Below are 17,734 nucleotides of genomic sequence, written 5' to 3' on the forward strand. Positions count from 1 at the left end.
ACGAAGTCACTGGTTCCCCGGTATAGCAAGTCCAACTGCGAAGCCGGGCGCAATAACAGGGTGGCAGGAAATATTACAATCCACTTATCAGCAAGTACAGTGGCACTTGCAACACTGGCCTTGTACTATCATCGGAGAAAACTGTCAGGTCCAGGTTATACTGAGCCTGGTTGGTTTCCGGCATATGTGTATCCTTCCATTTCTCCATGGCCTCTGCTATCATGGTGGCTACTGTCAGCCCTTTATCTGCAATATTTACTTTCGTAGAAGCCAGCAGTAATACAGGCAGGCTTATTGTGAATGAAGTGCCCGGTTTGGTATACTGGTAGCTTACATGTAATTTAATCAGTATATCCGTTAACGTTACCTCACCGGTGAGGGCAATGAAGAGCTGGGCCATATTTTCCTGCAGGGTTCTCTGTTGCGGCGCAGGGAACACGTTGCTGTTGATGGTGGCGATATCTACGTCGCGGTTGCAGTTGAGTAGCGGCACGAGCTTGTCGAAGAAGCGTACCCACGGCGTTTGATAGATGAACCGTTGATTGGTGGGCTGCCACGTCCCATTATTATTCTGTATCAGGTACTCATTGCGGATGATGCTGGCGCCTGACCAGCTGTTTTGTTCATGGAGTATATCCAGCTGTTGCATGACCACTTCTCTGTCAGGATCGTTGTTCCTGTCAGCGTACAGGAGATAGTCACCTTTTGCATTTTTGTATATCCAGGTATTATTTTGACCGGTCACCGGCTCTGCAGTGTAATCGCTGATGTTGACCAATGGAACCATCGGTACGCTATTGCCACTGTCTGCCGTAACGGTGATGCTGAGATAAGCGGTAGTCAGCGCTTCGTTTTCTGTGATGGTATACGATAAAGTATACGGCGACAACGCCAGGCTAAGCGGTCCGTGACTCGCCAGTTTTTTGGTGCGCGGATGTATCTGGTTCCAGGTACTCCATGCGGTAGCCACTACCGCTACTACCTGGATGAAAGCCGCTACGGCATTCTTTGCCGCCTGTGCATTCGGCGTGTTGTTGGTTACATCATCAGCAGTCAGTGTCAGCAGGTGCATGTTGAAATCATTCAGCATGGCGGGATACACGGACATGAACTGAGATAGTGCCTGATCCAGTGTGGGCGAGTCATCCATGTTCCGTGACAGGAAAGTGTTATTGGATGCGGGGATATTGAACTGTACCTGCGTGTGTATGGTATCCTGTGCGACAGACTGGTTCTGATACACATAGCGGTAGTTCCATGCTCTTGTGTCAGCGATGGTTATAGGAGCGGTGCTGCTGTTGACAGGATATTGAAGTCCCTGGCTCAGGATGGAAGGTGGTGTTGGATAGGCGCGCAGGGGAACCGGTATGGTGATGTCGCCTATCTGTCCAAGGCCGTTATCCAGGGGGATAATGAACGTCAGCCAGGACGATGCCATGTAGCCTTTGATACCATCAACAGGTTGTAGCTGGTATTCCAGGTGACTTACGGCATAACGCATGTCGGTGAAACTGAAGCTGCGGCTGGCCGGCAGGTCTTTCGATTCAAACATATACGTAAGCCATGATTGCCCGGTGCCCAACGGCACTTTAGCGTTGGACAGGGAATAGGAAGTATTGGGCGGTGTACCGAGTGGCAGGGAAGGATCAGTGCCTTTCATGCTGCCGTACAATGCAGGCACATAGGGCGCTTCCGGGGGCTGATTGTTGCTGCCTGTCCATCCGGAGCTGATAGTGGCGGGTGTTTGCACGGCAGTCGTATAGCGGTAAGCGTTAGAGAGCAGCTGGAGGATCACCTGTTTCCATTTGTCCTGTGCATTGCCAATGTTGGATTGCGGTGCATTTCCCGGATCTATGATGTAGTCGATGGTCCCTTCTATAGCATTGGCGATGTTTTCCTTTTCAGCCAGCAGTGACGCCAGGGATACGCCATTGTCTAACAGGAAGGCTGGTACGGCATAGGCCGGGCTGAGGAAACTATCTACCGCAGTGAGAAACTGCAGTCCCCAGTTGTCGAGGTCTATACTGCTGAAATGCTGTGTCACTGCAGCCCCTGCAGGATATGGCTGTCCACTTGCATACGGATAGTTCTTGCTGCTGAACGACAACAGGTTGTTGGCCAGCGGTACGGGTGCGAAGAAATATACTGCAGCGTTGCTGAAGCTGAAATTGATACCGCTCGTTCCGTTACTGTCCAGTCTTATCATCCAGAGCGACGGTATTTTGTCTTCACTTTCCTTCGGTGTGCCTGTGGCCAGTTTCAGCGTGATGCCTGCGGTGGGCTGATCTTTGAAGGCTGCTTCAAACTGTTGAGCAAATGGGGTAAGCGACAAGGAATCATCGTTGCCATTACCACAGGGGGTGCCTTTGGATTGCGGCGGCACGGTGGTTTGTGCGCTGGCGATACCGGCAGTATTGGCAAAAGCGGGATCTATATGTGAGGTGCGTTGTACCGTTGCCGTTAGTGTCAACGGCAGGATATCTGCATAGCTCGCAATGGTGGCGGTATCCACCGGGCTGCTGATCGTGTACAGGATGCTGTTGTTATCTACGGTATTGGCGGCTACTATGCTCTTCAGGTAGCTGATCACCGGTGTGAGGAAGCCGGTGTTCAGGGCGGCTATATCTATACTGTGAGCGGAGCCTTCCGGTGCAGCAGCAGTGCCGTCAATAGAGGAGCGGAAGCTCATGTTCACATCCGTACATACCACCAGCTGGTAGTAGAGGCGCATGTAGGTTTCGAGGTCTATGGCAGCATTGTTCTGGCTCTTGCTGCCGGTGTATTTTGTTTTGTCGAAACAGAAGCTGAGCTGTATTTCCGGCTTGCCGGAATGCTGGGCAAACTGGTAATAGGGAGACACGGCAGGCCACTGTGATACGGCGATGAGCGGATCGGTATACAATGATGCCATGGATAACGTCAATGCCTGCACGTTGTTCATAGGTATGTTACCAAACATATCCTGCCAGTTAAGCTGCATCTGCACGGTAGTGCCGATACCCCCATACGGATTAGGATAGGCTGGGTCTGTACCGTTCGGCTGGGCGTATTTGTAGTAAGGGATCACCGCTGCATAGTTCCAGTAGTCGGTTTGCTGGTCCAGTGTTTCACCTGCGCGCAGTTTATTTACCTGGTCTTCATCCAGTGTGTCCGCAGGACCGGCCGGCAGCAGGTTTTGATAGGCGGCCACGCCAGGCAGTGTAGTGCCCAGCAGGTTGAACTGGTTTTGAAGGTATACCTGGTTGTCGGCGGCTGTAGGTGGTTGCTGTGAAGGATTGTATTCTCCCGGATTATTGCGTACTACTGTATAGCCCACCGTGCCCACCGGTATAGTAGCCACGCGGGTGGTGATGCTGTTTGCCTGGGCATATACACTGGTAGTGGAAGTATCCACCGGATCGCCGGTTACCACGCTGTTCACAAAAGGTTGTATGAGCAGATCTGTGTAAGTGACCACCAGCGTGAGGCGTGCCACGCCGTCTTTATTGAACAGGTAGGGCGGAATGCCATCGCCGCCGGAACTGCGGTAGTACAGATAAAATCCGCCTGATCTCACAATACTGTTTTCCCACAACAGTTGCAGGAAGATGCCCGGTTTGTTCAGCGTGTTGTAAGTGTTGGTCACACTGTCTTTCACGTAACTGAATGCGCCTACAGGGTTAGTTTCCGTGCTCAGGTTGGCCTGTACAATAGCCAGCTGTAAAGCGCCATTGGCAGCGGAGATATTACCTCCGGCCGAATCTGTTGCAGGGTCAGGTTCATACAACAGTTGTATTTGTGCAATAAAGCTGTCGTCACCATTGCGGGTAGTATTCAGGTAGATGATCAGTTGTTGTAATAGTACCACGCCGCTGTCGTCTGCACCGGTGAGGTTGTACATGTTGCCGGCAAGCGGTGTATCGGGTGCTGAGCCGGCGGTGATCTGCTGTATCGTAACAGGCACAGTGGTGGCCCAGGCAAGATGACTGATGCTTCCTTTCTCGCTGCCATCGCCGGAAGGCTTGATGGTCAGGACGGAGAAAGGAATAGATGTACCGGCATGCGATGCAAATACATCTGTCAGGTTTTGTGGCAGCAGCCACAGCACAGGATTTCCGCTTACGCCAGCAAAGTAATCGCCGGGGTATTGCCACAGTGCCGGACTGTTGAGCGTAAAGGCCTGCGGCGTATCGCGGTAGTTCACCATAGCAGCCGGTGAGCCGGATTGAAGGGTGGGCGACAACACTACACTGCGCATATCATTGATGCGGGTAATTTCATCATTGTTGATGGTGATATTGAGAGCAGCTGCATTGCCGGGATTAAAGGAAATCCAGGTGGCTGCGGCATCTTTGGTGATGTTCATACTGAAGGTATCACCGGTTTTGAGCGCCGCAGGCAGCGGGAACTGCTGCCCTGTGAGCTGGTACAGTGGTGTAATGACGCCGGTGGCCGCATTTGGCGGAGCCGGTAGGCGTAAGCCATACAGGAGGAACCTCGAAGACATACTGCCGGTTTGTGTTACATTGGCGGCTGTAATCACCGCATTGACAAGGCTTTCGGCATCCAGACTTGTTTTCTTGTTGGCCTGCAAATAATCCAGCGCATGTTGCAGGAACGTCTTGGCCACGAGGGCAATGAAATCTGTGAAGATAAAAGTAGGCATGCTCAGGTCCTGCTGCTGCTGATAGTCCGGGTCAGTCACCTGCGTACAGGCGTTACCGTAATAGCCGGCAGTGAGCTTATTTTCCGCATCCATACTGAGTGTGCGCAGTATGCCAGAAACGGCGCTGATATAGCCATTGTTGCCCGTCATGCTCTGTGTGGCGAAGTTCACCTGCGCTCCTTTGGCGCCGTTATAATCTGTTTGCATCAGCAGTGGCGGCAGGGCAGGGAAGATGGCGGCCTGCAGCTCCTGCTGGGTAGCAGGATCTGTAGCGGTGATCTGTACGCTGAAGAAGGTTTTCAGGAATGAAATAATATCATGTCCTGCTGTATTGCTGTAGTTGAATGGGGCTGCATTATCCGGCCTTGTGTTGAAATAACATAACAGCACCTGTAACTGGTCAGTACTGATCTGCTGTGTTTGCAGCCAGCTCAGTGGAACGCTGCTGCGACCATTGCTGACCAGCGCGCTGAAACACCAGTACAACACGCCGGTGCTGAGGGCGGTGAGACCGTTCACCGTGTTGGGAATATTGGCGGAGGCGGTATCGATATAAAATATCATGTTGTATTGCGGACCCGGTGCAGCGCCTTCTCCGGAAACGGTCAGCTGTGGGATCACATACAGGTCCAGCAGGTAGTTGGTGCCGGTATCCGGTGAAACGGGCTGCCAGTTTAATGTTACCGCCAGGTCTGCGGCAAGGCGGTGGTATGCCGGGAAATTGCCACCAGTGAGACATCCGTTCCAGCCTGCATCCTGCGGGTGATTGTTGCCGATCACAAAGCGTGCCCTGATAGTAGCGCTGAAGCTGAGGTTGATGTGTATTTTAAATAATCCCAGGTTGATAGTGATTCGTAGTGAAACGGATACACCGGCTACAAAGGAGATAGGTATCTCCATATAACTTTCTATCGTAATACTCACATACACATAAGCCAATATATCCACCCGTGCAGATATAATAGCAAAGTTCACTTCGCCATAGATATGACCCACCAGTCCGAAAGTGCCTTGCAGTTTATAATAGTTATCATCTTTTGCACCACTTAATCCCGGTGTGGCATGGAAAACGGCAATCACTCCCTGGAAAATGCCTACAGCGGTGAGATACAGCCCCGCCTTCAGAATACCCTCATCAATTGTTTTGCCCACACCCAGTTGCAAACCTAATCCAAAGGCTATCACGGGATTGAATATGCCGCAGGTAGTTTGCGGGATATTAGTAGCGGTAGCACCACTCAGCCAGCCGAAGTAAAAACCACCGGAGCCGGTGAACGGAAACACCTGCACGGTGAAGGAACGTGAGAAGTCTGTAATGCTGGCAGGGAAACCGAAGTCGAGATAGAAGTTACCATTCGTGTAGATCTTGATCCCGATGTTGGGAAGCGTAATGGATACTTCCCCGAACTCAAGATGCCTGAAAACGTCCGGCAGTTGCAGATCTATCTGGTACATGCCGATGTTGTCATTTATTTTCTTATAAAGAATTTCGAAATAAAGATTAGCAAAATAAGCGGCAGTGGGATCGATGCTGATCATGAGACCATATAACTCAGGATCATTGAAGATCAGCGCCATCCTGTAGAACTTCGCTACGGTGAAGTCTGCACCGAAGAGCCAGTGGCTGTTCTGATCGAAATACAGGGAGCCTTGTTTGTCAGGTTTGATCGGTACGCTGTTCGGTTGACCATTGGTATCAGAGAATGATTTCTTCATGGTATCGATAGCGCCCTGTATGTTGCTGATATTACCAGGATTGGTAAATGCCACATGCTGGCCCATACCCAGGAAACGAAGATCAAAGAACTGGCTGCCCATACCAGGCACTCCGGGCATGTTGCGCACATCGCTTCCTTTGCCTGCCAGTGGCGCAGTTTCAGGATTGCTGCTGCTGATAGCCATGCCCAGGAATTTGCCTTCAAAGCCAAGATATACGCCGGTATTATCTTTCGTAAGTGTGATAGCAGAAAGCTGCAGGAAGCCCAGGTCGACATGGCTGTTATAAACTACCTTCAGACTGCTCAATGATGGATTACTGATATTTCTTACATATACAAACGACAACCCGTTCAGATTAATACTGTTGAGCACATTCCAGGGAGCCGGTAGCGTGAAGCCCGGTTCAAAGGAAGCAATAACATGCGTGATGATTTCTCCCAGCGACATCTTTCCGAATACCACCGTGATTGTGTCCGTATTCTTCACATTGTCGTGCTGGTATTGCGCTGCAATACCTTCCCATTCGAGGTACACCTGTGTATCCGGTGTACCGAACTTATAACCCACCTTGAAGTTCATGCCCAGCAGCAGGGCTTCTACGGTGATCATACCGGAAGCATTGCCATTCACATAATCCATCTGCAATGTGGCGGTGAGTTTAGGCAGTACAAAGCTCTGGTAATTGAGCTGCCATTTAACGGTTCCGCCTACACTATATTTGTTTTTCTGATCTGTTGCTCCCGGCGCCGGCGTGTATACGGCAACGTTAACCCCTTCGATATCCAGCGAAGCCTGATCCAGCCAGGCAGGCAGGTTGGTAATACCAAGCGAGGAGAGGAACGTTTTCACCAGCTTCATGATGTTGATGCTGGAACCGGGCAGCATGGCGCCTTTGAAGGTCCATCCTGCAGTTGGATCTGCTTTCTCTGCGCGCAGTTCCAGCGGAATGTCGAGGATGTTGAGCTGGGTGCTGATAAACCCGCTGATGGTGCGGTCGGCGGAAGAGAAAGGATTCTCTATATCCAGCGCCATAGCCGGGTCCACAATATCCAGCACGTTGAAAAATTTGATATCTACCTGTGTAGCTATATCGAAGTTGATGCGGCTGACCTGCTTGGAAGTAGTGTTGTAGGTGATTTCAAGGGTATTGAGGGTGAGGCTGTCAAATGTAATATCTACTGGCAGCGCCGGGGCGGGTGTGCTGGAAAGCCCTGGCAACGCAGTGAAAAACTCATTATACTTATCAATCTCTACTTCGGCAGAAAAAGCAAGCAGCCATTCATCTTCGCCGAATGGCAGGTGTGCATGGACTTCCAGCTCTGCTGTGGCGGAAGACATCTCCATATTAAATACACCATCAATGTCCAGTGTGAACGTCGGCTTCACCGGCACCCTGTTAAACTGCATCATAACACGTAGCTGCTCGATAGCAAAGCCGCTGGCCACCTGCCAGGGATTCGGGTTGGAGATGACCACCGTTACATCATATATCTTTTGTATTGAAGGATTAAAAAGAATACTCAGCTGCGTGATACCGAAATTACTCAATACCGCCACTTCGGGAGGCATGCTGCCCAGCACATTCATACCGGGGAATAAGCCAAGAATATCGTATATGCCTCCCAGTAAGGTCTGCTGAGTGGAAAATGTCAATGACCATTGGTTGGCCGGCATATTGCTGTTGATAGGCACTGCCAGCGATATAGACAGATCAGTTTTACCAATGAGGAAAACACCGGTAACGGTGAGGTTGGATGTTCGCTGACCATTGACCGGACTGACATTCGTAAGAACTGCAAAACCGAAATTCTTCAGCGAAAGCCCTCCTGCACCCGGGATAATGGGGAAACCGATGTTGGACGAAAGGACCGATAGCGTCATGGCATAGGTGACAGAAGAGGCATTCAACTGAATACCCGGGAAAGGAATAGAGGGAAATATATTGGGATCTGCCAGCCGGTTCAATGGCAGCAACCCCATCTGCGACAGCTGTGGTATAGATAGATTGTTAAGAATAGAATCCAGTACTGTTTCCAGTATCTCGCCCCGCGTATTAATCAGCTGTAGTGTACCCTCATTATCCTGGTTATACAGTTTCACTTTCCCGGAAATAGACAGGGTATTATCCTTTACCGTGATATCTGCTGCAGTGAGCGTAAACACCATGTTTTGCAGCGACAGCATCTGCAAGAGGAAAGGGAACCGGTTACTGGGTATCAGTGTAGGCGTAAGCGTTAATGTGCTGTTTTGTATTTGCTGTTGCAGCTTGCTGGCTAGTTGCTGAAGGTCCATGGTGACTGATTTATAGAAATAGGATTAGGAAGAAAGGATTTCGTCGGTACCAACCGTGATTATGGTGGTGTATTACGATGACACTGAAATGTAGACAAGGGCTGATTGACGTTCTTGTAATAATTGACCCGGAATACGTAGAACTGGCTCTGGGTCAGGATATTATTCGGTTCCACTTTCAGTACATAACTATCTTTGCAGGTTACGTCCTTGCTCTGGTACTGGTTGTTGCCATGTACACCCGTTGTGCTGTAATCATTGCCATAGCTGAAGTTGGTGCTGTCTTTATTGGCAAACAGGCTGATAGCGGTAGAACGGCAAAACTTCTTTGTACCACTGGGGAAATTATAGAGGTTAGTGATATAGATCCCGCGATTATTAACACCCAAGGGTCGTTGGGCGGTAGGCCAATCAGAGAGGGGATCAAATAACGTGTCTATACGTTTTTGAAAGTCAGGTTCGGGTAGCCCCCATCTCGACATATAGCCTGCCGACAGAAACATTGCACAGGCAGTGAATCTCATCAGGTCCGGGCTGGAGCTGCAACCACTGCCGTGGTGACTTGTCTTGAAAGCACAGACATGCGCAATAAAAGACGATTGGTACGCATTTCTATCGAAGCGGTAACTTTTAGTATGGAAAAGCGTGTCAAAGCCTCCGTCCATCGTGGCTTCCTGGTCAATGTAGCGAGAGCAGCTACCAGCATCATATCCCCCCATATCTCCGGCTGTGAAGTAGCGGAACTGGCCATATTCAAGTATAAAACCCAGCGTAAAATTATTGGGATTGCTAAGCTTAGAATTACCATTATCCACGGGGAGGCCACCGGAGCCATAAGTATACCCGGAGCTGGCCACGCATTTCAGTGTAGCAGGTACGCCGTTCAAAGTATCTATCGTCAGCACCTTGCCGATATCACGTGGAAAGGAAGTGACCACCATACTGCGGGATCGCAGGTAATTATTATTGAACGCATCTTTCAGTGCATTCTTGTATATAGAAGCTTGGGTGGATCCTTTGGCGCCTCTGTTGGGAGTGTTTTCCGGCGGATTGATAGGGCCAAAGGTAGTGCCCAATGTATATCCGCCGGGATCTATTACCGTGTCTGCTCTGAAGATAGTACCGTTACCCAGTTTATTGAAGCCGGTATAGTGATCATGATGGAAATGTGTCAGGATAAGGTATTTGAACGTCACCGGCATATTGGCAGCACCAAAATAATTGGTGAAGTAGTTTTGCAGGAACCTGTCTGTTCCTGAATTGCCACCGTCAATCAGTATCTTCACCGGGAAGGTGTTGGCGACAGTATCATGTACTACAATCATTGTTGCATCCCCGTTCTCGATATTGATATGATGTATCTCCAGTATTTTGTTCTGAGCCGCCGTGTACAGCGGTATCAGGAGGCACAGGCAGCAACCGCATCTGCGAAACAGGGTATATAATTGCTGGTAGCACATTGTTTGTTATTATTGAATAATAATGAATAAATACTTTAATCCCGTTCATTGCGATGACACTCGTAGGCTCCCAAAAGGCGCATGATGACACCCTTCCAATAATTGGTCATGTATAAGTAGAAGGTGGATTGTTTGGTGATATCTCTTGGCTCAACAGTTAGTATATAACTGTCTTTACACCTCGGATCTTTGCTGGAACCGGTCATCGCACCGGTTGCCATGCCAGCGGTATCATAATCATTGCCATATTGAAGCTGTGTGTCTGTACGGCCGGCAAATAACTGTACCGCATATTTCAGACAACTGTCTCTCTCTGTACCACGCTTTTTAGGAAAGTTGTACAGGTTGGTGATGTAAAGCCCGCGATCAGATACGCCGAAGGGCCGCGTGCTGTCTGCACGGCTGGAAAGTGGCTTCCATGTGGAGTCCAGACGTTGTTGAAAAGCGGGATTGGGCAATGCCCATTTTACCTGGTTACCTGCGGAAACGATAGCTACAGCAGGTCGTATCTTCATGAATACGGGATTGGAACTGTGATCACTGCCATGGTGACTCACTTTGAAAGCGCAGATATGTCCGGTTATACTATCCCGCGTGGCGGTGGAGTCAAAGCTATAGCTCAGCTGATGCAGCAGGGTGTCCAGTCCTCCTGCCAATGTAGTTTCCTGGTCGATGAAATTGGAACCATTATAGCCACCCAAATCTCCGCTGGTGAAGTAACGAAACTCACCATACCGGAGTACAAACCCAAGTGAATAATCATTGGGACTATTCTGTTTGGAGGAATCATGGGTAAGGGAATCTCTGATTCCTGTATAGGTATAGCCGGCGGCGGCCACGCAGGTAAGCGTTACAGGGATACTGTTGACAGTACCGATCGTAATGATTTTGCCTATATCCCGGGGAAACGAGGTGATCACGTTACTTCTTGATTTCAGCAGGCCCTTGCCGTACGCCTTTTCCAGCGCTTTCAGATACACCTTTTTGAAAATCTTCCCACCACCACCTCTTTCCAATGCCGTTCCAATTGAGTCTGGAGGGGCTATTGCCGGGTAAGCGCTATCTAATTTATAACCCCCTACATCAATGATGGTATCCACCTGGATGAATGTACTATCCCCCAGTGATTTAAAACCGTTGTAGTGATCTGTATGGTGATGGGTCAGGATCATATATTTAAAATGTGCTACAGGCATAGAGTCTCCGAAACAATTTTTGAAATAAGGGCTGAGAAAGGCAAGGGAATTACTCATGCCTGCATCAATCAATACACTCGCCGGAAAGGTGTTCGCCGCTGTATCATGTATCAGGATCATGGTAGCATCGCCATTTTCTACATTGATATGATGTATTTCCAATAGCTCTTGAGATTTCAACGAAAGCGTTGCCAGCAGGCATATACAGCATATAAAGCAGGACAGATTTATTTTGAGGGAAAAGGGAAACATAAGATAGTTATTTTAACAGCGTCATTTTTTTACATAAGCAGCATACCAGCCAAGGCTTTCTGGCGGCGCACCCTGATCAGGGTTACCAAAGAGGAAGAAGCCGATATTGCCTCCCGGTGGAAATGAAAGACTGAGCAGCTTCACGGCAATATTGTTGATCTTCATCAGGTAGGCTGCCTTGCCGGGACCGCTGCCATCGGCCAGGGATAAGGATACGGAGCCGATATCCAGTTTCAGTACGCCCTGCAGGCTGAAGAAAGGCGCTTGCGGATTTACACCAGGTAGCTTCAGCGCGGCAGCAGTGCCACTGCCGCCCACATTCCACGCAGCCAGGAAGGTAGTGTTGAAACCCGCGGCTGACGCCAATGCGCCCAGTGTGCCCATATTGAGTGTGAACACGAGTCCGTACCAGTCGCCTGAAATACCTTCCTGTGGCTGGTTGATCCATTGTGTTACATTCAGGAATCCCTGGGATGCAGGCGTGTTGTTTTTGGCGCCGGTGGTCATACCAGTGAGCTGCAGCGGGAAATGCCTGTACAGGCTATCGTTGCGGGCGGTGCTCTGACCTATGTCTGTGGAAAGATGACTGATGTCGAATCGGAAAGTACGTGTGGACGGTGTTTCCAATGGAAAGTCCATGTCGAGGTTCAACCCTGCACAGGCAATGCCGGCACTGCCTGGCGGCGCATTCACTTCACTTCCAAAGGAGAGTATATCAAAATCACTGAGCTTATTGAAATTGATGAATCCCCAGCAGGAGAAGACCGACTGCACGATACCCTGACCGCCGGTTTGCGGCACAGTGGTGCTGAAGGACGCTTTCTGTATTTCTACATCCTGTATAATCGCGCTGTCAAGAAAGATGAGGTTATCATCTGCACTCACAAACGTATACGCAGGTACGCCGTTGTGATTTTCACAGGCGCCACGCAGTATCACCAGGTTGTCCCGGTTATCTGCTTTTGTTTTTTCCCCGAAAAGCCGGTTGATGGTGAGTGCAATATTGCTGTTGAAATTCACCACCTTCGCGTTGCTGAACAGCACTTTGAGATTGAGCACTTTGAAATCATAATCCACGTTTGTATTGATCATCGCCTCTTTCTTGTATCTTTCTACTGACTGTCCCAGCGAAGCAAACACCTGGTCTTCATAATCAATCAAACCAAACAAAGCGCTCACGGGCAACATGGATAATGCGCCTTTATCATTGTGTACTACGCTCATGTCTATACCAAAATGGTGCGCATTGAAGCGCTGCAGGTCAATACCTGCCAGCAGGCCTTGCAGCGCTGCCGGGAAATGTTGCACATCCACTTTGATAGCAAGTGCCAGAACTCCCTGCCATTGGGGATCTGTGGCCGATGTGTAGAATTTATAATAGTCGTTGTCTTTATTCACCAGGTAATTATCAATACCTGTTTGCACATACTGCTGTATCCATGCTGATAATAATTCGAGTCCATTGTTGTCAGTCATGTTAAACTGATCCGCCATAGTCCATCCCTGTGGATTGCTGATATGATCTGTCAGCGCACCGTTACGGAATTTGAAGATCAGTACATTGTTGAACTGGCCATATACATTCTGCTGCGGCACATCCAGTATAAAAGGCCAGCCGTCCATATACATTTCATTGCTGAAGGAGCCAAGTACAGGATTCCCCTCAACAGTAGGATTGAAAGAAATAACGTTGAACAGTTGATTGGTCTGGAAGGCGCTTTGTAACGTATGTCCCAGATCGCTGAAGAAAAGTTTGTAGAGGGGCGACATATTGCCATCACTCTGCAGATACTGATTGCTGGCCAGTTGCAGTAGCTTCCAGATACCGCTTGTTTTGTCGGCTTCGACATAAAAGCCTTGTGGGCTTGTGCCTGGCACAATATCGGCGGCGGCGTTTTGCGTAGCGCTGCGTGCCTGTATCAATTGTTGCTGCTGGCTTACACCGATCACATTTTTGCGTTGCGGACTGATGATCTGCAATTCGTATTGTTGAAGGTCGGTAAGTACATTACTGGAAGTAACGGCGCCATAAGAAGTCATCGGGAATACAATTGCTTGGGACAGCGTTCCTGCATTGGGTACGAGGCTGCCCAGTACCTCCTTGTCTGTAAACACATCCTGATCTGCCGCAAACAGGGAAGCGCCTACCGGTTGTGCATGATAGATGACGGCGGCATTGCTGCTGCTGCCCTGTTGCAGGGTGGCCCAGGCAGTCTGATAGCTGTTGTTGAGCAGAGGAACCACCGTACCATTCTCATCCAGGTTGGGGGATCCTGCTAAAGGAAACCGATCGGCATATGCAGATTGTTTTGGTGTGAAACATAGCAGATCGCCGGTGCTGCCATTCACATCCGGTGTGATGCTCACACTCTCTGTTCCGGCGAGGCCATTCATGAAGCGCATCTGTTTGTTGCTGTCGAGATAGGGAGCATATTCGCTGTCCAGTACCAACGTGAAGTTACCGGATGGGATGAGATACCAGGGCAGTGTATCGGCGGCATCGCGGTAGCTGAATACGAGCATGGCGCTACCGGGACCGGGATAGTTATCCGAACCATTGATGGAAGATAGGTTAACCACAGGTTTCATCTGCAATGGATAACCATAGTCAGCGGTATAATAAGTATTGAATAGGGTAGCATTGGTGGTATTGACCTGGGTATCAGAGTAGAGGGTTTGTCCCAGCAAGGCAAAGTAGGTTCCTGTTTTATGTATGTTCATCATATCCACAGGATTGATACTTGCCTGGCAGAGCAGGAAGTAATTGAGAAGGCCGTCTGGCACAAGCTGATAGCGGATGGTACAAAGGGAACCATCCACTGTGCTGTTATAGAAATATTTTATGCTGAGGTCATAGGCTACAGCGGTAAAGTCACGGGCCAGGTTGAAGCCGATCACCAGGCGCATGCAACCTCTGCCAATACCGCTAAATGGGAGTACCAGCGGCAGGGGTTGTGTAACTGTGCTGGAGGCCACCGTGTTGGCTTGAAAGCTGACCTGTGAAGGATCATTGAAGGTGAGCAACAGGCGATCATGGTCGCCATCAACAGAAAAATAGGTGTTGGTGGAACCTATATACAGTGAGGCATAATTATTACCGAAGCTGAAGTTCATTTGCTGCATGACTGCAAAACCTTGATTGTATTGTGTCAGGAGCAGCGCTGTTACATTAGCAGATGAAAGGGCATCATTGGGTGACTGGAGCCATAGAATTGCGTTATCAGGTGTTTCACTGGAAATGAAGCTAATATAGTTCCATATATTCTGTACCAGCGTATCTGCAGGGATGGCTGGAGCGTTGCCGGCAAAAAGGTAATAGCCCTTGATGGCAGCAGTATCGCTGAGGCTGAGGGTATCTTTGCCGGAGGATGTACCGGATGCCAGTACAAAGGCACACCAGCCATTATCGTCAGGAGTGGTGTATAGTGATGAATTACCTGACTGGGTGTTGCTGAATGCAAGGGTGCTCATAGTACTCAGCGATTTATGGTTTTGGGAGGCATGGAGGTGAGCTGTCATTGACATACCACGCTGCCAGCACACCTTTGAAAACAAAGCTTTGGTGATTGGCGTATACGCTGTAACTGAAATCGCCGTTCAGCACGCCCGGCATATCAGGCAGTGAAGGCAATATTTTCAGCAAACCGATGGCACATCCTGTTCCCAGCTGCAGATCAAAAACATATGTATTATTAGTGGGTGTCAGTTTGCAAAGGCCCGTCAATTGCGTGTTCAGTAGCAATACACAGGTGACGGTATTACCGGAGCTATCGATTTTATATATTATCTGCAGATCACCCAGGATACGTTGTGAACATTTTCCGGGAGTAGAAAGTACATCCGGCAGGCAATCAGCCTTTGGTTGTTGAGCGTATAGCAATGAGGAGGCAAGCAACAACAGGACAGTACCTGTTGTTGCTATTAGTTTTATGAACATCTGTCTAATGATATTAGACCTGATCCTCTTTAATTTTTGGTTTAATTTTAGCGCCTGCATCGCCGCTGGCGTTCCAGGCAGCAATAGAGGCTGAGTAAGGAGTATCGTTATTCCCTTGTTGATCTGTAGCGTCTCCTTCTGCAAAAACGCTGCCATCAGTGAATCCAATAGCTGCTGTGAAAGTGGCCTTTTTGAGATTTACGGTCTGCTGCCCCCTTTGAAAAGTTACAGGGCCTGCTGTAGGCTGAATAGGTGAAAGTGTTACGCTGCCGAGCTCTCCGGCGGCAGATGTAAATTTTACTACTGCTACCTGCATGCCTCCGTTTAGGCTGACAGTAGTGGTGGCAGTAACGGAGTTGACCAGAGGTGTAGACTGCTTATAAGGGAAGCCCATAGTGATAAGATTTTGAGGGTAAAGAAATTGTTTGATTACAGCGGTAAAGTTAGGATGGCTGCTATTCTATATAACCCGTATTTATCCCGTCAGCCATACGTAATATTACGCTTGTTCTGTCTGTTTTTTTTCTTTATACTTCTACCATATTCTGCCGGATAGCATATACAACAATGCCCGCAGTGCCGCGCACATTCATCTTTTCCATGATCCGCAACCGGTAGCCTTCTACGGTTCTGTTGCTAAGATTCAGCCTGGCGGCTATTTCTTTGGTAACCATATCCTGGCATATCAGCTGAATGATCTCCTTTTCACGCACGCTGAATATCTCCCGCTGCATGGAAGAACGTGGCGCGGAAAAAAGACGCAACGCCTGTGATGCAATAGCCCGGCAGTAATAAGGCTTCCTGTTGTATACATCATGAATGGCTTCCAGTATCTCCAGCCTGTCGCATTGCCTGAGCAGAAAGCCCTGCACGCCGGCCTGCAACATGCTACCCAGCATCGGCACATCATCCAGCAGTGATAATGCAATGATGTTTACGTTCGGCAGCGTTTTGGGCACATACTGCAGTACCGTTGTGTTGTCGCCAATATCAAATGTGGGATCAGTGAGGAGAATGTCTGGTTGTAGTATAGTAAGCGCGGAAGTAAGCTCGTTCCCATTAGTAGTGGTTCCCAGGAGATCTATATCTGGTGCAGTTTGCAGAATATGCGAAAGCCCTTCAAGATATACTTCCTGGCGGTCAGCCACGAACAGGCGGATAGGATAGTAATGTTTCATACGTAGTGCAATTCCCAGGCAATGTATTTCCCGGGCTGGTTATTTTGAGTAAGTGGCTCCTGGATTACAATCTTGCATGCATACTGTCTGAAGGACATGGACTCATCTATCCGGTTTGTTGAGCATGCCTTTTATTTTTGTAGAGAGACACTGCAATAAAGATAAGGGAATTTTTATTATCGCTTACCGGGAAAAATAACGGTGATAAGCGCCTTGTATTGGATTAAATACCACGTATAACAGACTTACCAGGTGCACTCTTCACAATTTTCTTTATTTTCGCGTCGAATTCCACTTTCTTCAATTTGAGCGTATGATGGATATTGTATTACAGTAATTACCCAGGTAATTACATCTTCAACAGGTAATTCTTTCATGGTTTCTGCGGCTTCGACCGCGGAAGTATCTTTTATTGTTATTTAATTCTATCAGTAATGCACAAATACAATTATACTATCAGGAGGGAGAAGCCTTCTGATATCGCGGCTATTGACCAGGTAACCAGGACTGCGTTTGCCTCAGCCGCATACAGCAGTGGAACGGAATCATTCATCATAAAAGCCCTGCGCGCAAATAGTCAGCTGACCGTTTCCCTGGTAGCAGAGGAGGAGGGAGTATTGATAGGGCATATTGCTATATCGCCTGTAACCATTTCTTCAGGAAGTGAAGGCTGGTTTGGATTAGGGCCTGTATCGGTGATCCCCTCCAAACAGGGATCAGGCGTGGGCTCCGGCCTGATCAGGGCGGCCATTGAGGCATTGCGGGAGCTGCATACATCCGGCTGTGTAGTGCTGGGCGAGCCTTCCTATTATGGCCGGTTCGGATTCAGAAGCGATGACCGTTTGCAGTATCTGCATGCTCCTGCGGAGTATTTCCAGGTACAGTCATTTACAGGACAGATACCGGAGGGGACTGTAGAATATGATGATAGCTTCAACGTCACCAGTTGAGTTAATCAGTGGTAAAAAGAAGGGGCTGTCTCAACAGGATTGAGCAGCCTCTTTTTCTTTGTGGTCCCATCCCTTGGGACATGACGGCATTACTACCCCAAAGGA

The 17,734-nt window shown here is 49.0% G+C and carries 8 protein-coding genes; 1 reads left to right on the forward strand and 7 read right to left on the reverse strand.

Annotation, left to right across the window (positions count from 1 at the left end; all coding sequences use genetic code 11):
* Positions 1-73: 73 nt before the first annotated feature.
* The 7 genes from KE626_RS13205 to KE626_RS13235 all read right to left on the reverse strand — a co-directional run bounded on the left by KE626_RS13205 (position 74) and on the right by KE626_RS13235 (position 16,679).
* Positions 74-8,656 (reverse strand): hypothetical protein, encoded by an 8,583-nt coding sequence (locus tag KE626_RS13205; protein WP_211973372.1) that lies wholly within the window; start codon positions 8,654-8,656, stop codon positions 74-76.
* Between the two features lie 59 nt (positions 8,657-8,715).
* Positions 8,716-10,116, reverse strand: a complete 1,401-nt coding sequence (locus tag KE626_RS13210) for a ComEC/Rec2 family competence protein (RefSeq protein ID WP_211973373.1) — start codon at positions 10,114-10,116, stop codon at positions 8,716-8,718.
* A gap of 35 nt (positions 10,117-10,151) precedes the next feature.
* Positions 10,152-11,474 carry a ComEC/Rec2 family competence protein gene (locus tag KE626_RS13215; protein WP_211973374.1) on the reverse strand — a complete coding sequence of 441 codons (1,323 nt, stop codon included), beginning with the start codon at positions 11,472-11,474 and terminating at the stop codon, positions 10,152-10,154.
* A 111-nt stretch (positions 11,475-11,585) separates the two neighbouring features.
* Positions 11,586-15,035 (reverse strand): hypothetical protein, encoded by a 3,450-nt coding sequence (locus KE626_RS13220; protein ID WP_211973375.1) that lies wholly within the window; start codon positions 15,033-15,035, stop codon positions 11,586-11,588.
* A gap of 13 nt (positions 15,036-15,048) precedes the next feature.
* On the reverse strand, positions 15,049-15,501 hold the full coding sequence (locus KE626_RS13225) for a hypothetical protein (RefSeq protein WP_211973376.1): 453 nt from the start codon (positions 15,499-15,501) through the stop codon (positions 15,049-15,051).
* A 13-nt stretch (positions 15,502-15,514) separates the two neighbouring features.
* On the reverse strand, positions 15,515-15,895 hold the full coding sequence (locus tag KE626_RS13230; RefSeq protein WP_211973377.1) for a hypothetical protein: 381 nt from the start codon (positions 15,893-15,895) through the stop codon (positions 15,515-15,517).
* Positions 15,896-16,028: 133 nt separating this feature from the next.
* Positions 16,029-16,679: a response regulator transcription factor gene (locus KE626_RS13235; RefSeq protein WP_211973378.1), complete on the reverse strand. Its 651-nt coding sequence runs from the start codon at positions 16,677-16,679 to the stop codon at positions 16,029-16,031.
* A gap of 434 nt (positions 16,680-17,113) precedes the next feature.
* Between KE626_RS13235 and KE626_RS13240 the strand changes: the two genes are divergently transcribed.
* Complete coding sequence (locus KE626_RS13240) at positions 17,114-17,629, forward strand: GNAT family N-acetyltransferase (RefSeq protein ID WP_211973379.1); 516 nt, start codon at positions 17,114-17,116, stop codon at positions 17,627-17,629.
* Positions 17,630-17,734 lie beyond the last annotated feature (105 nt).

Origin of the sequence: Chitinophaga hostae (assembly GCF_018224885.1) — a bacterium.
In the GTDB taxonomy this organism is placed as follows: domain Bacteria; phylum Bacteroidota; class Bacteroidia; order Chitinophagales; family Chitinophagaceae; genus Chitinophaga; species Chitinophaga hostae.